Origin of the sequence: Dorea sp. AGR2135 (assembly GCF_000420885.1) — a bacterium.
GTDB classification, from domain to species: domain Bacteria; phylum Bacillota; class Clostridia; order Lachnospirales; family Lachnospiraceae; genus Dorea; species Dorea formicigenerans.
Genome location: NZ_ATVU01000017.1, coordinates 1 through 13,846 on the forward strand (window position 1 = coordinate 1; position 13,846 = coordinate 13,846).

The window sequence follows — 13,846 nt, forward strand, 5'->3', positions numbered from 1 at the left end:
TTTCTGTGCAGATAGTAATTCTGTATAGACACTTCTCCACCGGTCTGATCTCCGGCTTTTCCTCCGGTGGTGGTGCCCTTCTCATTAATACGTGCACTTCCAATTCTTACTGCCATAATATCACTCCTATCAATAAGAGGACGATTACTCGCCCTCTACTTACACTGCTGTTTATACAACTGATTTACTCCGGTCGCTGCCAATCCACTCGCCATTCCGACCGCAATTGCATTAATCACATCTCCGGCCGGAAAATCCGGCATTGTGTAGAGTCCGGCAATGCCCAGAGCTCCGCCACATATAGCCATGATGACCGGAATCCATTTGTCCGGAATTTTCTCATAAGCCTTACAGCCAAGTCCAATCACGTAGCAGATTGCTACGATTCCTACTACTGTTCCTAATGTTGTGATATCCATACCTAATCCTCCTGATCATGCGCTTGCTTATTTATATGCTTCTCAATCTTGTCTATTGCCTCAGTTACTGGACCATTACACCCCTGCTCCTTAAGTCCTTTCAAGCAAGCGAGAATTCCATAAGTCAGCAAGCATTGTTCTGACTTTACTCTTTCAATTTCTACGTCCTGCTGATTCTGCTTTAAGTACCACTTGTACACCGCAAAAATAGCAGAAAAAATAACCACTACGGCTGTCAAAAGACTTCCGGCCATAATGATTGTGTTTACGTCTACATACACTCTATGTACCTCGATTCTTAAATTTTGCGTAAAATAAAAAGACCTCTAGGGTCTTGCTCTAATTTCCATGTGTTCACCTACTTTTTAGGCTCTGCTTTTCTTGTGCACGATACAGGAAAGTCATAAGGATAGTCGTAAGGATAATCTATTATCTCATTAATATCCACGGAAATAACATATTTTTCTCCAGTATTCACCGTGTTCTTGCTTAACTTCACATTTGTAATTTCAAGCATCAGATTACCTCCACTTCTATCCTTGCCTTTCTCGTCGAATCACCAACCACGTATGTGATTTCCAGCACATAGCACGCCTTGTTCTGTGGCGAGATTTTCACGTCAAGATAATGACCATCTATCTCACACTCTCCGCTCGCTTCCGCTTCCCCGTACCTGAGAAGACTGTAATGGGCGCTTAATATCGTGAATGGTTCATCGTTGGGACTTCTGATCAGAAGTTTTACGTGCTTATCTTCTCATAGAATGAATTTTACCTTATTCACAGCAACACCCCCTTCCATGATGACACGGATACACTGCCTCTACTTGAAAATCATCATTTTGCATGATGGCATCATATTCTTCCGGAACGACTTCGGCAAAATAATCAAACGCGACAAGCTGCGCGCATAGCGTAGTTGGCTCCACAATCAACAGTATCTTTGTACAAAACGCTACGTTTTCCGCATCGTCATAAGCTGTGACTTCAACCACATACATTCCATCTAAATCAAGAGGGACTGTGGTATTCCACAAGTCCCCCTCTGCACGCTCAAAGACAACTTCTTTTCCATCGACCTTACCGATTACTTTCGTAACCATACGGTACCTCCTTAGTCTACCACCTTAACAGAGATAACGAATGTCTTACCGCAATCAACTGGGTTAGGAGTAAGAGTAACTTTCTCAAATACCGGTGCGCCAGTATCAAGAGTAACCTTACGTGTTACAGTTGTAGTCTTGCCAGCCTTATCCGTTGCAACAACAGTAATTGTATTAGAACCATTAACAAGAGTGATTTCCTTGCTGAATGAACCATCAGAATTAACTGCAACGGATGCACCGTTTACTGTAACTGTGACAGGTTTAGATGTAACATCGTCTGTTTTACCAGATACAACCAGAGCTGCATCATTTGTGATAAGTTCATCTGCTGGATTTGTAAGAGTAAGTGTCGGTGGAATTGTATCAATTGTAAATGTGACTGTCTTAGCTGTTGCAGCGTTTCCATCAAAATCAGATGCTTCAATTGAAATAGTATGCGCGCCATCTGCCAATGCTGTTCCTGGAGTGTAGGAACACTCGTAACCACCGGTGACTGCTGTTTTTGTAAATGCAGTTGTAACTTTTGCGCCATCAACTTTGATAACGATTGTATCTGGATTAACCCCAGAGTCATCATCTGTCACCTTAAACCTAATAGCTGGAGTTGCGTTTGTAATATACGCGCCAGCGGTCGGGTATGTGAAAGCAAGTGTTGGTGCGACTTTTTCAAGGACGCGAAGTAACAGATTTGCTCCGAAAGTAGCATCACTTTGATTTATTGTAGTTGAGTTTCCGGCATCATCTGTAGCTATTACAGAGCCCCCATATTTATGACCATCTTGTGAGTAACTGGATTTGCTAGGCACCGGGACTGTTGCTTTATACTCTCCTGTAGATGCATCAAACGTCAGATCATATGTCTGACCATTAAATATATATTGTACTGTTTTTACTGCCATCTACGTTGCCCTCCTACTCTGTCGCTTCTGTAACAAGTTCACCCATTCCAGAATCTTCCAGAATCTCTTTTACCTTATCCTTTAAAAGTCTCGGTACCTGCTTATAAGTTTTCTTTCCTAACATAATCTGCTGTGCCCATAACATTGCCATCATTTCTTTACCTCCATTGTTTTGTAATAATATGAATAAGTTTGTTAATAGAGTTACCATTATTGATATACCAACTCTGACATTTCAAGAATGCATTCCTGGAACATATCAACAGTCTTTTTCAGTCCAGCATTCTCTGATGCTAAAGCCTCCATTTTTTCTGCTGGTGTCTCGCCAACTTTGTAGAGAATCACACCGGTAATTCCAGCCGTATACTTCACGATAGCGTCCATATTGGTGTAATTCTCATACTCCCCCAATGTGGACTCCCGTTCTGTCACGGTCATCTTCTTGGTTTTTGTCTGATCCTGGAACATGTTTTTCAAATTCGCTTCTGTATCAGAAATCGTTTTGATTAGTAGTCCTCCGTCTCCGCGAATTGTTGCAGACTGGACAACCAGTTCCGTTGCGTCATTGAAAATAATCTTCAATTGTTACTCCTTTCCAGGAGGAATACTTAATAAAATAGCAATAGCATAATTGAATCTGGTCATAATGATAATGGATATTATCGCAAATACGCTGATGGCACACTTGAAATGTGGGGAAGTAAACGTTTTGAGGATATAAATATGCAAACTCCAGATAATTGGAATTATTATTCTGGTGGAAAAGTTAATGTTCCCCTCCCAATGGAATCCAAAACCTGGGTTTCAGTTATAGCAACAGCAGCCGGATCATGTGCTCCTTGGATTTCAATTCCATTAAATGGGTTTGGAACAAAGTTATTTCAAGCATGGATATATTCTTCAAGCAAATCTGCAAGCGAAATAATAACGATTTTTTGGCGTTGCTTTGGAACATGGAAATAGTTTGCCTATCGCTGCTTCTGACTAAAATGCTTATGGATATATGTAAACCATTCTGTAATTAATACGAACACTACAGCTTAGCTTTTGTGAAAAATACTGATATAAGTGCCCTTGCCAATTTTCTACCCCTAAAAAGCGTGTATTCGTAGCTTCGTTATCACCGTTATATGTATTTATGCTGAGTCGGGTTAAATAATATGAATTACCAAAAATTTCTCTTAGCTTATCTTTGTCAAATAAGCGTGTATAATCTGTGCCTTGAACTTCTTTGATAATACTGCCAGATACAATTTTTATTTTCCCGTCACACAGGCTACATATCTGATATTCATTATCATTTTCTATGATGTGTATTGTTTTGCTATTTTATTAAGTACTCCTCCTTTCTTGCATTAATAAAGTTACATATATAAAAGCGCATAACAAAAGCACCCGACCATTGCCGAGTGTGAAGTGAGTGTGAATTGTGGTAAAAAAGCTATGCGCTTAAATATTTCTTGTGGTGATATTTCACGCTCTCCTGATCAACGCTGCAGTAGAGCATTGTCGTCTCAGTTTTAGCGTGTCCTGCCATGATAGAAGCTTCCTGTAACGGCATGCCTCTGTTAATGGCATTAGTAATGGACGTACCTCGAAATCTGTGTGGATGAGCCTTTTCGACTCTTGCACGTTCTCCGGTACGTCTTATCATATCTTCTATTCCAGCCTTCGATAGCCGATTGTGTGGACTCTTAAGTCCTACAAATAATGCCGGATTATTATCGGTTCTGCTCTGCAGGTATTCCTGCAGATACATGTTCGTGCGTTCATTTAGGTACACCGTCCTTTCTTTTCCGCCTTTTCCGTATACAATTAAATCCTTGGTGCTCCACCGGATATCATCAATATCAAGACTGGCAAGCTCCGACACTCTGACTGCTGTCGAATACAGAAATTCCATCATAGCCTTGTCCCGGATAGTTGCACAGCTTCTAAGCAACTGCTCACGTTCCGTATCTGTGAATGGACGCTTGACGCGTTTCTCCACCTTGATTGATTCCACCAGTACCATCGGATTTCGCCTTACCCGATCTCTGTCTCTGAGCCACACGAAAAAGCTACTGTATACTGCACGTACTCCCTTTAGCGTACTATTTTTCACTGCCCTGATATTCTTGTAGGCTCTCAAGTAACTTGATATATCCCCGTCTGTTATGTCTGCCACTGCCTTATTGATGTATGATAACAATCTTGTCAGCTCATATCGATACCGATTAACCGTATCAGTACTCTTTCCCTCCAATGCCTTAGACATTAAGTAATCTTCCAGGTCAATCCTCCAGGAATCATCCACACATTGTACCTCTGTCTTTTGTGCGACGTCGCACCCAGCGAATACCATGTGCAGCACATTCTTAAGCTCCCAGAGTTCCTCGTCCTCCAAGACTGGTTGCATTCTCCTTAACACTTCCATGATTCGTTGTTCCATATCAATCTCCTTTTTGCTTATCGTAGCATGCAGGGAATTAATATGGCGCAACAATTCGTTGCTTAATAAAATAGCAAAAGTCCAAAGGTTTTTAAATCCTCTGATAGTGACTTTATATCATTCGTAGCTCCGTTTGACTGTATTGCAATCGTTTCTTTTTCGTGCGCAGGTTGGGGCATGAATGGAGAATTCCTTGAGTTTAAAATCAAAAACGATCAAAGCATATTACAAGAAATGTTCGTTCATACTGGCGCATGCTCTGGAAACAACAATGTATACATCCCATTAAATGCAAAGAGCGGTTTTTCTGGGTTAAAAAAAGGTAGCTCATACAGTTTTTCAAGGCAAAACTTATATAGTTCCTTTGGCATGAGCTGGAACCGTCAGTGGTCTGCGGTGTGCCTGCCGATTTGATTTACTCGTAAATAGCTAACAAAGTGACGGTCGTAGTGCCTCCAAGTCCGTCATAGTAATTCTGATTGACTCTAGCATAGACATATGTCCAATCCGAAGTGGCTTGAATAGCGGTTTTTCCGTAGACCAAGGCATTATTAGAATTAGCTGTTGCTCCACAGATGCAGTCTACAATTTTATTACCTTTTGTCATCAAAGCAGCGATTTCATTTGAGAAATCAACGAGGATATTCGTCTCTGATGGTACGGTTTTACGAAAGCACTTTACTTTCATATTGCTATTTAATTCAGCAATTTCTTTCTTCATAGCATCAATACTTGGGGCGACTTCAAACACTTTTTTGACTTCTGTAATATTAAGTCCATCAATAATAACTTGGTACATTGGCATGTCTGCCACATAATCACCAGCCTGAATATCTCCCTCTGTATATTCGGGAACTACCGGGTTTGATTCCGCCGGTGTTCCCTGGATAACTTTCAAGTCAAGACCTTCTGTTCTATTGTCTTGGTTCTTTTCGTATCTAGCAACAATCAAGTCAATACGCTTCATTCCCTGACTACCATTGATGATAGTAAGAGAGTCATATGTATTTTTCTTGATTGATGCTGTGCACCCTTGATGCATCAACACACCGTCTCTGATTTTAATTTCATTGTTGGAAGATACCTCTGCTGCCAACTGCATTCCAGTCTGCAGTACATAAGATCCTTCTCCCACAACTCCAATATTTACATCTCTATCCTGTTCTGATGTTACATGGGGCTTTCCTGTATATCCTGTAATTATTTCCATTATGTCTCTCCTTCCAGTTTATACACTACTTTTTCTTTCCCGGAGGATATTGTCCATATCTTTCGACCAATCGGTTTCTTCATGCTAATTCCGGTCAGATAATCTTTTCCTCCAACAATATCTCCTAGATCGATATTTCCTTCCAACTTAGTCATGGTCATGTTGTAAGACATACTTGACTTCTTGCTTTCCAGTTCCTTAATTCCATTCTTAATCAGGTCATCTCTTTCTGATCCGCTGCTATCATATATAGCCGCAATTTCCTCTGCTCCCTTAAAATATTGCTGAGTCTGCGAAATTGTACCGTTCTGATCAGCGTATAGATGTATAACCAACCTGTCCTTTAAATCCCCTTTTCCAAGACAAATCAGATGGTTGATTCCGCGCCGGTTATCGTCAGTTATGAAATTCATGTTATTATCATTGGTCAGCTCATACTCTGATGACAGATCGTTGATTGGAACAGCACTCACTTTCACATATCCGGCCATACCAACATCACCTTCTTGGTATCTGATATCCAGTCGATATCCTACTGATTTCAACATCTTAACCAGTCCAGCATGCAAGGTACAATACCGGTCAAATTGATAATTGTTCACTGTAACACCCGTATCTGCAGTAACGCCATAAAAGAGTCCAGGGTACTCAGCTTCAATCTTGGATTTTATGATTGAATTAAGTTCCCCAGATGCTGTTGCGTAATCTTGGCCACTTAATGGCTGTATAATCTTTTTGGTCATCATTCCACGCCAGGTATCTCCTTTTGCACGGATTACATTGGTGCTTGTATCGGTGCTGATTTCTCGGACAATTCCGCCATACTCAGTATCCGGTGAAAATACTCTAGTTCCATATCTAATAGACCCATCCCAATTCCAACGCTTAAGCTCAATCTCAAAATCATTAATACTGTCGGCTTCATCAGCTCCGACTTCGAAATCTATATTTGCACCCTGGACATAGCCGATCTGCCTTCCGTATTGATCTGTTTTGATGAGATCCATTCCGGTACACTCCTTTCTTTGTACACCACAATGTCAAAACCGAATTCTCCGCTCCAACTTATTAAGATATCTCCTGCCGGAATTTCTGCAAATATAGAATTACCGGTTGCTTTCTTGTAGAAAATGTTCTGCTCTGTACCATTAGCAAGTCTTTTTATGATTGTTTTTTTACGCGAATCAATAACAATATACTCATGTGCTTCAAGCGTATCGTATACTTGATAGACCCGCCCGGCAATGGTAATTCTTGGATTCGCACACGGGCCATAGATAGTCATCTGAAAATTGCTACTTCTGTAATGATCTACATACCAATGCTCTGTTCCGGATAATGGTTTTGAATAGTCGTATTGATAATCATATGGATAATCTAAAAAGTTATAAATTCCCCCCTTGTCCGCGCTATCCGGATAGAAGCTCTTAGATTCTTCCTCTGCCCACATAGGATATGGACAGTAGATACCGAGTTCCATGTCTGTCCAGCAGTTCCGGGTAGATGACACTTTGCTGGACATATCCTTAATATAGCAATCAATATAATAGTTTCCAAACCATATGCGCCCTGGAGTAAGATTTACAACGTCATACTCAAAGCAGTTTGTCAACTCGTCCATCTTGGCTTTGCGTTCTTCCAGTGGTCCACGGAATGTTAATGTGATTTGATATGTTTTTGGTTCTTTTTCAAACCCGTATACATCTGCTCCAATTTCCTGATCTGTAGTCATTGGTTTCCATTCATAATCGTGGAAGTAACCGGACGTTGGTCTCATCCGGTCACCCACAAGATTGTATTCTTTTCCATTAGAACATACATATTTGATTTCTATCATTCGAATACAACCCCCATATCTCTTAATGCTCGAATCAGCTCTCGTTCGCTTACATCTCCACTTGGTTTTCCATCTATAATCGCAATAATTGCTCTTAATAATGCAATTAAAGTATCAAGTCGACTTGTTGTCTCGTTTCCTAATGTTCTGGAGCTGTTTGCTGTTCCCTGTAAATCATAATTCAGATTTGTATTTGTAAATGGGCTTGTAGCAATGTCCTGTAATTTAGAAACCGCAGAAGAAATAGAAGGAAGCTCTCCTATAATTCCTTTTGCGAAACCAGTGTCAATCATCTCTCCGACATATATGCCCCAACGAGAAGGAGAATGGATTCCGAAGAACGACAGTACATTATCCTTAAAGCTTCCAAGCACTCCCTTGACAGCTTCCCACAACATATGTCCTGCATTTCTAAGTCCATTCGCAATTCCCTGGATAATATTGTGACCAATAGTCCCCCAATCAACATTTGAAAACGCGCTTCGAATTCCAGAAATAATTTGAGGAATCTGAGCTATAAGGCTCGGGATTGCTCGAATTAATCCAGCCGCCAACTTTCCAATAATCTCAATACCAGACTGCAGAACCTGCGGTAGATTCTGTCCGATTGTTGCCGTCATTTTTGCCACTGCTTGAGCTGCAGCTGTTGCAATCTGTGGAAGATTATTAATAATTCCATTAACTAGATTGAGGATTAGTTTTCCTCCTGCTGCTAATACAAGTGGTAATGCCGACCATATCGCATTTTCAAAATTAGCCATCAGTGTTGCTGCCATCGAAATTAATTGAGGAATATTCTGCAATATTCCATTTACAATATTAGTTACGATTTCAACACCTTGTTGTAATAGCCCTGGAAGATTTGCTTGGATTGCAGTTGTAATCTGTAGCAGCATTCCGTTTGCCATTTCGTATAGCTGTGGCAATGTGGTTTGGACTTGTGTTGCAATCTCTGGCACAAATTGCATTAATGCAGTTGCCAACTGTGGTGTAGCAGTCTGTATAAATGTTACTAACGCCCCCGGAAGTGCAGAAATTACATTCCATACTGCAGGAAGTAAATTCCCAACAAGAAAAGTTGTCATCGTCTCTGCCAGTGCTGACAAAGCTGGTTTTATGTCCATTCCAAGAGCAATTTGACCCATAACATTTTGCGCTGTGGCCTTCATGGAGGCGAAAGAACCGGATATGGTTGTTGCCGCTTCCTTAGCTGTTGTTCCGGTAATATCCAACTGCCCTTGAATTACATGAATAGCCGAATATACATCCGACAAATTGTTGATGTCGTACTTTACACCCGTAATTTTTTGAGCATCAGCAAGCAGGCGCTCCATCTCTGTCTTAGTACCACCATAGCCTAATTTCAAGTTGTCCAACATGGTATAATTTTGTTTTGCAAAACCTTGATAGGCATTCTTGATATCTTCCATGTTGGTTCCCATTTTATTGGCATTATCAGACATGTCAGTCATTGCCATATCGGCTACGTCAGCCGCTTTAGATGTATCATTACTAAGGCTGGACAGGAGGCTTGCTGAGAAGCTTGTGGTTAATTCCATGTAATCATTAGCACTCATTCCAGCTGTTCTGTAAGCATTTGCAGCATTTGCCTTAACCTTATCAGCACTATCCTTAAATAGTGTCTCAATTCCACCAAGGCTTTGCTCAAGATTTGCTCCCTCACTGATTGCTGTTCCTAGCGCTTTTCCAATTGCTGCAGTAGCAATAATTCCTTTTAACTTTCCGACTAATTTACTTCCAAATGAAGCCCCCGCCGGTTCTGCCTCTGGGTCTATTGCCTGTTGAATTTTTCCACTGATTCCCTGTGCAGACGGAATAATCTGCACATATGCTTTTGCAAGTTCTGTAGCCACTACTTCTCACCTCCTGTCAGTCGTCTCCACTCATCGTCGAAATCTTGTCCTGTATCAAACGTTTCGATTACGCTTTCTGTAGTTTTCTTTTCTCCTATCAGCGCCTCTACCAATGATTTTGGACGATTAATCCCTTTTGCACCGTCTGAGCTATTTAACCAGGCGATTGCCCGCGTATTATCAGCAACCAGTGCTAACAATGTTTGATCTGTTGTAAGTTTTGAATCAGATATTCTCATTCCGATTCTTGAATCCGGCCTCAACCCACACGCAAAAATCCCCACCGTTCGTAGCGGTAGGGACTTATAGTCATAAATGCGATATGTTTCTGCAAAATCACAAATCAACGCCTCTTCATCTACGTTGATCATGTGGGCGAGGGCTAAGAGTTTTTTACTTGAGATCCTTTGAATATTTGGATAATTTCTTCAATCATTTTTGAAGCTGGAACTCTTCCATTTTCCTTTCTTACGTGGTCCTTAAGTGCTTCTATTTGTGCATCTCCAAGGAGTTGTCTGGCAGTCCCTGTAATCTTAGAGACATCTCCATTATCAATGTCGCACAGGTTTTCCAATAATTCATAATCATCTAGAGCATCTGGCGGTAAAGTGTACCGAAACCCGCTTTCTGTTGTTCCTGTAATTGCTGCCACTTCATTTTTTTCTGTATTCATCTTACTTCCCTTTCTTTACGATATACTCATAGTGAGTCTGTCCGCTTGAATCTGGTGTAGCCTTGAGTGTTGTCTCATATCCAATAGCTTCGCTGTCTTTATAGACAATATCTGCTACCTCTGTAACTGCTGCCGATGGAATCACAATTCGTTTTAGCGCTTTCTTCAAAATCATGTCAATTACCCAGGCGCACGCTTCCGCCTCGCTATTATTAGCTTTTACTGTGATCCCTTCTTCTAATGTTCCAGTTACATTTTCGTCTCCATATACAGCCTTTAAAACTTCGATATTTGTGATTTCGAGCAACTTATATTTAAAACTGTCTTCTTTGCTTGTTTGCAAATCTAGAACGGTGTCGCCGCCCCACGCCTTCACGTTATCCGTCTCAGGGCTATTAGAATTCGTGATTCCATCTTCTGAACAGTACCCCAGTTCCTTAAACGCTGCATTCAGTTCCGTTTTTGCATCGGTTGGAAGTTCGGTTCCTAATGGTGCTCGATAGATTGCTCCACCAATTTTGGGCTTTCCTGCACTTACATATTCTGTGTTCATCTTATCCCTCCTAATAATGGACGATATCATATACTGCCTGATACCGATATTTTTTTCTGGCAGTATCGGTATAGTTGTAATCTGTATTAAGCTCACATCTGCTGATATCGTCCAATTCGATTATTTTTCCCATTGCTGCTTTTACCCGCTCGTTGAGCGATGCCGCCCCGTACAGGGACGTAGAATAAGACTGGATAGCCAGAGTTGCCCGTTTGATATGGTCTTCTCCTCCAGATCCAGTCTTTTCAATCAATACATATTCATTTCCGAGATTATCCTCTTCTTCCAATCTAACCGGTATCCCTAGACTGGACTGCAGATAATCCTTAACGATTTTTTCCACCATGTTTTCCAACCGCCTTCAATACTCCGTTATTACCATCATCTCCACATACCTTTACAACTGCTCTTGTCTGTGCTACATATGCTTCTGTATCTGATGCACTGGCTATCTTATTCGCATGTTCCACAAGGATTGCCTGCATTTCCGGTGACTGCATTAACTCTCTAACACCAGCACGGTTCAAAACAATCTTCGTCTTACCCATATAATGCCACCTGCCATTTTTGATTCCATTCTAACGGGATATTCTCTTCAATGCCTTGTTGTGGGAACCCAATCACTTGCCAAGACATTCCGAAGAAATCCACCCGGCAATCCTGCCAAGTGTGATTGTCTCCTTTCGGAATTGCAATATTGTATACCGCTTTCTTTCCGGTCAGATTTAATGTATCCAGAATCTCCGTGGTCGATGCCGGAGCTACAAGCACATTCTCAATTGTCACTGGTATCTCTCGGTATAACGGGTGCTCAAATTCATCTTTTCCAATTACTGTCTTCTCATACAGTATTACTGGAATTCCCTTGATCATCGATGCCATAAATATCCATCACCCCAACTCTCTGTCTTCTAAGACCTAGTCTGGATAACTCGGATTTCTTAATGAATAAACCTCCTCCAGGAATCAGATATGTTCCTGTCACTGAATAGCCCAGCGCTGATTGAGACATCTGTGTCATTGGCTCTGTGTCTGTCGATGTCATAAGTGTACGCGCTACCACGTCAACAGTCACAGATTTCGCAACATTCCGCAACGCCTCATTCTGTTCAACCATATTATCCAAATCTTTTCCAACCTTGTTGGCTTCATATCTTAGAGAATCCGAGACAACTGTCAGAAGCTTCTCCGCCTTGCTGTACTCGGATTCCTTAAGTTCACGCCACAGGATAGATATATCTTCTAGTGTAGCGAATGGATCCATTATTCTGTGCCCTCTTGTGCATCGTCTTCGGAATCGCCTTCCGCTTTGTTAGCCTTCTGCTTTTTGGATGGCGTTCTTTTCTCCTCGGATTCTTTGCCGGTAAAAGGTTTCCAGTTTTCGCCGGAAACCTTTGTACTTGTCTCAATAATTGCGCCCGTTTTTGTATTTTTATACTTCATACTATGCCTCCTTAATTCTTGCAAACCATTCTGGCACCAAGATTCCCCATCCCAGATATACTTCTGCACGTATATAGATCTGACCATATCCTTTTAAGTCTTTTCCTGAGTTGTCCGGATCACCATACTGAATAATTTCCATAGGAATTTCCTTTGAATATCCCCATTTAACCGCTCCCTGAAAGTCTCCAATAATACCGTGGTCTTTCGTTGTTCCGCTAGATACAGTTTTGTTGACGCTTGTCGGGGTTCCATTAAATGTTGCAGGTGATGCTCCAAATGCAAATTCCGGATACTGCTTGATTCCATTCGCTTTGACTTTTGCCATCGCTGATCCGAACGTCTTCGAAAGCGCGAGTCCTGTTACATCTCCTTCAGAACCATCTACTACCGCAATCGCATCTTCCAGATTTGCATCCGGTGTTGCTGACGCATAATCTACAGTTTGCGTAACTTTCGCATCAAAATGATTGTCTCCAATTACAGCAGATGCTGTTCCCGTTCTTGGGTTAATACCATGCATAGCTGCAAGGTCAAGTCCTTTCGCTACTTTCTTCGCAAATCCATCATTAAACGCTGTTAAAATATCCAACTGCTCTTCTTCTGTAGCAATCATAAATTCATCAGAGATTCTTGCACCATATTCAAACTTAACCGGTACAATTTTAACTGGTGCGATAGCAATACCGCCTTCGGTTTTCTTTCCATTCTCTGCGACAATATCAATTTCATTGTCCATAGAAAAAGTCATTTCTTTCAATCCATTGAATGGGATCGGTGTCTGACCACATAATGCAGCCAGTGCTGACTTTCCTTTTACTTTTGTAATAAGATCTTTGACCAGCGTAGGGTCAAACATTGTTCCTTTTGATGTTGCCATATTTTTTTATTCTCCTTTCAAACTAGCCAGCATGCCTTTCATTGCTGTCTTTTTGTCATCAATTTTTTGTGGATCTCCTCCTGCAAGTGGAGGAACATCTTTTTTTCTCAAGAATTTTGCCATTGTCTCAGCATCTTTCTTGATTTCCTCTTCATCAGATCCACTTAATCTACCTGCAAGTTCATATGGGATTCCATTTTCATGCGCAATTCTCATCTTGAGAGAACTGGTCTCGTATCCCTTGATCTTGCCCTGTGCCTCTTCAAGCTGTTTCTTGTATCCGAGGTTCTTTTCTCCATCACCGTTGATTTCCTTGTTCAACGCTGCAATCTGCTGTTCAAAACCATCAGATTTTGCTTTTAGAGCATCATAATCTTCTGCTTTTTTCTTGTAACCATCAAAGCCTTCATATTTTGCTTTCACTCCCGCAATGCGCTCTCCGATTACTTTATCAAGCTGCTCCTGTGTTGTAATTGGTGTAAATTCTGCCATTTTGTTACTCCTTTCTCCATTAACCGCTGG

24 protein-coding genes and 1 pseudogene are annotated in these 13,846 nt (G+C 41.2%); 2 read left to right on the forward strand and 23 right to left on the reverse strand.

Annotated features, from left to right (window positions below; all coding sequences use genetic code 11):
- The 8 genes and pseudogenes from G593_RS21760 to G593_RS0111150 all read right to left on the reverse strand — a co-directional run.
- A pseudogene (locus G593_RS21760) lies at positions 1 to 116 on the reverse strand (hypothetical protein); the annotation flags it as partial.
- 39 nt (positions 117 to 155) lie between these two features.
- Positions 156 to 419 carry a phage holin family protein gene (locus G593_RS0111120; RefSeq protein ID WP_029731714.1) on the reverse strand — a complete coding sequence of 88 codons (264 nt, stop codon included), beginning with the start codon at positions 417 to 419 and terminating at the stop codon, positions 156 to 158.
- Between the two features lie 2 nt (positions 420 to 421).
- Positions 422 to 700, reverse strand: a complete 279-nt coding sequence (locus tag G593_RS0111125; protein ID WP_005342157.1) for a hypothetical protein — start codon at positions 698 to 700, stop codon at positions 422 to 424.
- A 77-nt stretch (positions 701 to 777) separates the two neighbouring features.
- Positions 778 to 936, reverse strand: a complete 159-nt coding sequence (locus G593_RS20520) for a hypothetical protein (RefSeq protein WP_005331384.1) — start codon at positions 934 to 936, stop codon at positions 778 to 780.
- Positions 937 to 1,194: 258 nt separating this feature from the next.
- Complete coding sequence (locus tag G593_RS0111135; protein ID WP_029731715.1) at positions 1,195 to 1,521, reverse strand: PF13754 domain-containing protein; 327 nt, start codon at positions 1,519 to 1,521, stop codon at positions 1,195 to 1,197.
- Between the two features lie 11 nt (positions 1,522 to 1,532).
- Positions 1,533 to 2,423, reverse strand: a complete 891-nt coding sequence (locus G593_RS0111140; protein WP_029731716.1) for an Ig-like domain-containing protein — start codon at positions 2,421 to 2,423, stop codon at positions 1,533 to 1,535.
- Positions 2,424 to 2,436: 13 nt separating this feature from the next.
- On the reverse strand, positions 2,437 to 2,577 hold the full coding sequence (locus tag G593_RS19050; protein ID WP_233420457.1) for a CD1375 family protein: 141 nt from the start codon (positions 2,575 to 2,577) through the stop codon (positions 2,437 to 2,439).
- A gap of 56 nt (positions 2,578 to 2,633) precedes the next feature.
- Positions 2,634 to 3,005 carry a hypothetical protein gene (locus tag G593_RS0111150; RefSeq protein WP_029731717.1) on the reverse strand — a complete coding sequence of 124 codons (372 nt, stop codon included), beginning with the start codon at positions 3,003 to 3,005 and terminating at the stop codon, positions 2,634 to 2,636.
- A 108-nt stretch (positions 3,006 to 3,113) separates the two neighbouring features.
- Between G593_RS0111150 and G593_RS0111155 the strand changes: the two genes are divergently transcribed.
- Positions 3,114 to 3,386 (forward strand): hypothetical protein, encoded by a 273-nt coding sequence (locus tag G593_RS0111155; protein ID WP_005332047.1) that lies wholly within the window; start codon positions 3,114 to 3,116, stop codon positions 3,384 to 3,386.
- 478 nt (positions 3,387 to 3,864) lie between these two features.
- On the opposite strand, the gene G593_RS0111160 is transcribed toward G593_RS0111155, so the two are convergent.
- Positions 3,865 to 4,854 (reverse strand): tyrosine-type recombinase/integrase, encoded by a 990-nt coding sequence (locus G593_RS0111160; RefSeq protein WP_029731719.1) that lies wholly within the window; start codon positions 4,852 to 4,854, stop codon positions 3,865 to 3,867.
- Positions 4,855 to 4,968: 114 nt separating this feature from the next.
- Between G593_RS0111160 and G593_RS21765 the strand changes: the two genes are divergently transcribed.
- Positions 4,969 to 5,268, forward strand: a complete 300-nt coding sequence (locus tag G593_RS21765) for a hypothetical protein (RefSeq protein WP_442852373.1) — start codon at positions 4,969 to 4,971, stop codon at positions 5,266 to 5,268.
- Position 5,269: 1 nt separating this feature from the next.
- Here G593_RS21765 and G593_RS19055 read toward each other — a convergent pair whose 3' ends face one another.
- The 14 genes from G593_RS19055 to G593_RS0111240 all read right to left on the reverse strand — a co-directional run bounded on the left by G593_RS19055 (position 5,270) and on the right by G593_RS0111240 (position 13,816).
- Positions 5,270 to 6,064 carry a hypothetical protein gene (locus G593_RS19055; protein WP_049946480.1) on the reverse strand — a complete coding sequence of 265 codons (795 nt, stop codon included), beginning with the start codon at positions 6,062 to 6,064 and terminating at the stop codon, positions 5,270 to 5,272.
- Positions 6,064 to 7,071: a Gp37-like protein gene (locus tag G593_RS0111180; protein ID WP_021840586.1), complete on the reverse strand. Its 1,008-nt coding sequence runs from the start codon at positions 7,069 to 7,071 to the stop codon at positions 6,064 to 6,066. Before G593_RS0111180 ends, G593_RS19055 begins: the two co-directional genes overlap by 1 nt.
- The gene (locus G593_RS0111185) at positions 7,008 to 7,901 is read right to left on the reverse strand and encodes a hypothetical protein (protein ID WP_029731724.1); all 894 of its coding nucleotides are present in this window, start codon (positions 7,899 to 7,901) and stop codon (positions 7,008 to 7,010) included. The genes G593_RS0111180 and G593_RS0111185 overlap by 64 nt, the downstream gene beginning before the upstream one ends.
- Positions 7,898 to 9,775: a phage tail protein gene (locus G593_RS0111190; RefSeq protein ID WP_029731725.1), complete on the reverse strand. Its 1,878-nt coding sequence runs from the start codon at positions 9,773 to 9,775 to the stop codon at positions 7,898 to 7,900. The genes G593_RS0111185 and G593_RS0111190 overlap by 4 nt, the downstream gene beginning before the upstream one ends.
- Positions 9,775 to 10,014, reverse strand: coding sequence for a DUF5361 domain-containing protein (locus G593_RS0111195; protein WP_226851377.1), 240 nt, complete (start codon positions 10,012 to 10,014; stop codon positions 9,775 to 9,777). Before G593_RS0111195 ends, G593_RS0111190 begins: the two co-directional genes overlap by 1 nt.
- Before the next feature lie 143 nt (positions 10,015 to 10,157).
- Positions 10,158 to 10,448 carry a hypothetical protein gene (locus tag G593_RS0111200; protein ID WP_021840583.1) on the reverse strand — a complete coding sequence of 97 codons (291 nt, stop codon included), beginning with the start codon at positions 10,446 to 10,448 and terminating at the stop codon, positions 10,158 to 10,160.
- A gap of 1 nt (position 10,449) precedes the next feature.
- Complete coding sequence (locus G593_RS0111205) at positions 10,450 to 11,001, reverse strand: phage tail tube protein (RefSeq protein WP_029731729.1); 552 nt, start codon at positions 10,999 to 11,001, stop codon at positions 10,450 to 10,452.
- 10 nt (positions 11,002 to 11,011) lie between these two features.
- The gene (locus G593_RS0111210; protein WP_021840581.1) at positions 11,012 to 11,347 is read right to left on the reverse strand and encodes a hypothetical protein; all 336 of its coding nucleotides are present in this window, start codon (positions 11,345 to 11,347) and stop codon (positions 11,012 to 11,014) included.
- Entirely contained in the window at positions 11,328 to 11,549 is a 222-nt protein-coding gene (locus G593_RS0111215; protein ID WP_021840580.1) for a hypothetical protein, read from the reverse strand. Before G593_RS0111215 ends, G593_RS0111210 begins: the two co-directional genes overlap by 20 nt.
- Positions 11,542 to 11,883 (reverse strand): hypothetical protein, encoded by a 342-nt coding sequence (locus G593_RS0111220; RefSeq protein WP_021840579.1) that lies wholly within the window; start codon positions 11,881 to 11,883, stop codon positions 11,542 to 11,544. The genes G593_RS0111215 and G593_RS0111220 overlap by 8 nt, the downstream gene beginning before the upstream one ends.
- Positions 11,843 to 12,265, reverse strand: coding sequence for a phage Gp19/Gp15/Gp42 family protein (locus tag G593_RS0111225; protein WP_021840578.1), 423 nt, complete (start codon positions 12,263 to 12,265; stop codon positions 11,843 to 11,845). Before G593_RS0111225 ends, G593_RS0111220 begins: the two co-directional genes overlap by 41 nt.
- A complete protein-coding gene (locus tag G593_RS0111230) occupies positions 12,265 to 12,444 on the reverse strand; it encodes a hypothetical protein (RefSeq protein ID WP_029731730.1) in 180 nt (59 codons plus the stop codon). The genes G593_RS0111225 and G593_RS0111230 overlap by 1 nt, the downstream gene beginning before the upstream one ends.
- A 1-nt stretch (position 12,445) precedes the next feature.
- Positions 12,446 to 13,324 (reverse strand): hypothetical protein, encoded by an 879-nt coding sequence (locus G593_RS0111235; RefSeq protein ID WP_021840576.1) that lies wholly within the window; start codon positions 13,322 to 13,324, stop codon positions 12,446 to 12,448.
- A 6-nt stretch (positions 13,325 to 13,330) separates the two neighbouring features.
- Positions 13,331 to 13,816: a DUF4355 domain-containing protein gene (locus G593_RS0111240; protein WP_021840575.1), complete on the reverse strand. Its 486-nt coding sequence runs from the start codon at positions 13,814 to 13,816 to the stop codon at positions 13,331 to 13,333.
- Between the last annotated feature and the right edge of the window lie 30 nt (positions 13,817 to 13,846).

Coding starts and splice junctions, on each gene's coding strand:
- G593_RS0111210 (WP_021840581.1), bottom strand. CDS start 11,347: ATGGTGGAAAAAATCGTTAAGGATTATCTGCAGTCCAGTCTAGGGATA.
- G593_RS0111230 (WP_029731730.1), bottom strand. CDS start 12,444: ATGAAGTATAAAAATACAAAAACGGGCGCAATTATTGAGACAAGTACA.
- G593_RS0111185 (WP_029731724.1), bottom strand. CDS start 7,901: ATGATAGAAATCAAATATGTATGTTCTAATGGAAAAGAATACAATCTT.
- G593_RS0111155 (WP_005332047.1), top strand. CDS start 3,114: ATGTGGGGAAGTAAACGTTTTGAGGATATAAATATGCAAACTCCAGAT.
- G593_RS0111195 (WP_226851377.1), bottom strand. CDS start 10,014: ATGAGAATATCTGATTCAAAACTTACAACAGATCAAACATTGTTAGCA.
- G593_RS0111180 (WP_021840586.1), bottom strand. CDS start 7,071: ATGGATCTCATCAAAACAGATCAATACGGAAGGCAGATCGGCTATGTC.
- G593_RS0111215 (WP_021840580.1), bottom strand. CDS start 11,549: ATGGGTAAGACGAAGATTGTTTTGAACCGTGCTGGTGTTAGAGAGTTA.
- G593_RS19050 (WP_233420457.1), bottom strand. CDS start 2,577: ATGATGGCAATGTTATGGGCACAGCAGATTATGTTAGGAAAGAAAACT.
- G593_RS0111135 (WP_029731715.1), bottom strand. CDS start 1,521: ATGGTTACGAAAGTAATCGGTAAGGTCGATGGAAAAGAAGTTGTCTTT.
- G593_RS0111140 (WP_029731716.1), bottom strand. CDS start 2,423: ATGGCAGTAAAAACAGTACAATATATATTTAATGGTCAGACATATGAT.
- G593_RS0111240 (WP_021840575.1), bottom strand. CDS start 13,816: ATGGCAGAATTTACACCAATTACAACACAGGAGCAGCTTGATAAAGTA.
- G593_RS0111200 (WP_021840583.1), bottom strand. CDS start 10,448: ATGAATACAGAAAAAAATGAAGTGGCAGCAATTACAGGAACAACAGAA.
- G593_RS0111160 (WP_029731719.1), bottom strand. CDS start 4,854: ATGGAACAACGAATCATGGAAGTGTTAAGGAGAATGCAACCAGTCTTG.
- G593_RS0111225 (WP_021840578.1), bottom strand. CDS start 12,265: ATGGATCCATTCGCTACACTAGAAGATATATCTATCCTGTGGCGTGAA.
- G593_RS0111220 (WP_021840579.1), bottom strand. CDS start 11,883: ATGGCATCGATGATCAAGGGAATTCCAGTAATACTGTATGAGAAGACA.
- G593_RS0111235 (WP_021840576.1), bottom strand. CDS start 13,324: ATGGCAACATCAAAAGGAACAATGTTTGACCCTACGCTGGTCAAAGAT.
- G593_RS0111205 (WP_029731729.1), bottom strand. CDS start 11,001: ATGAACACAGAATATGTAAGTGCAGGAAAGCCCAAAATTGGTGGAGCA.
- G593_RS19055 (WP_049946480.1), bottom strand. CDS start 6,064: ATGGAAATAATTACAGGATATACAGGAAAGCCCCATGTAACATCAGAA.
- G593_RS0111120 (WP_029731714.1), bottom strand. CDS start 419: ATGGATATCACAACATTAGGAACAGTAGTAGGAATCGTAGCAATCTGC.
- G593_RS20520 (WP_005331384.1), bottom strand. CDS start 936: ATGCTTGAAATTACAAATGTGAAGTTAAGCAAGAACACGGTGAATACT.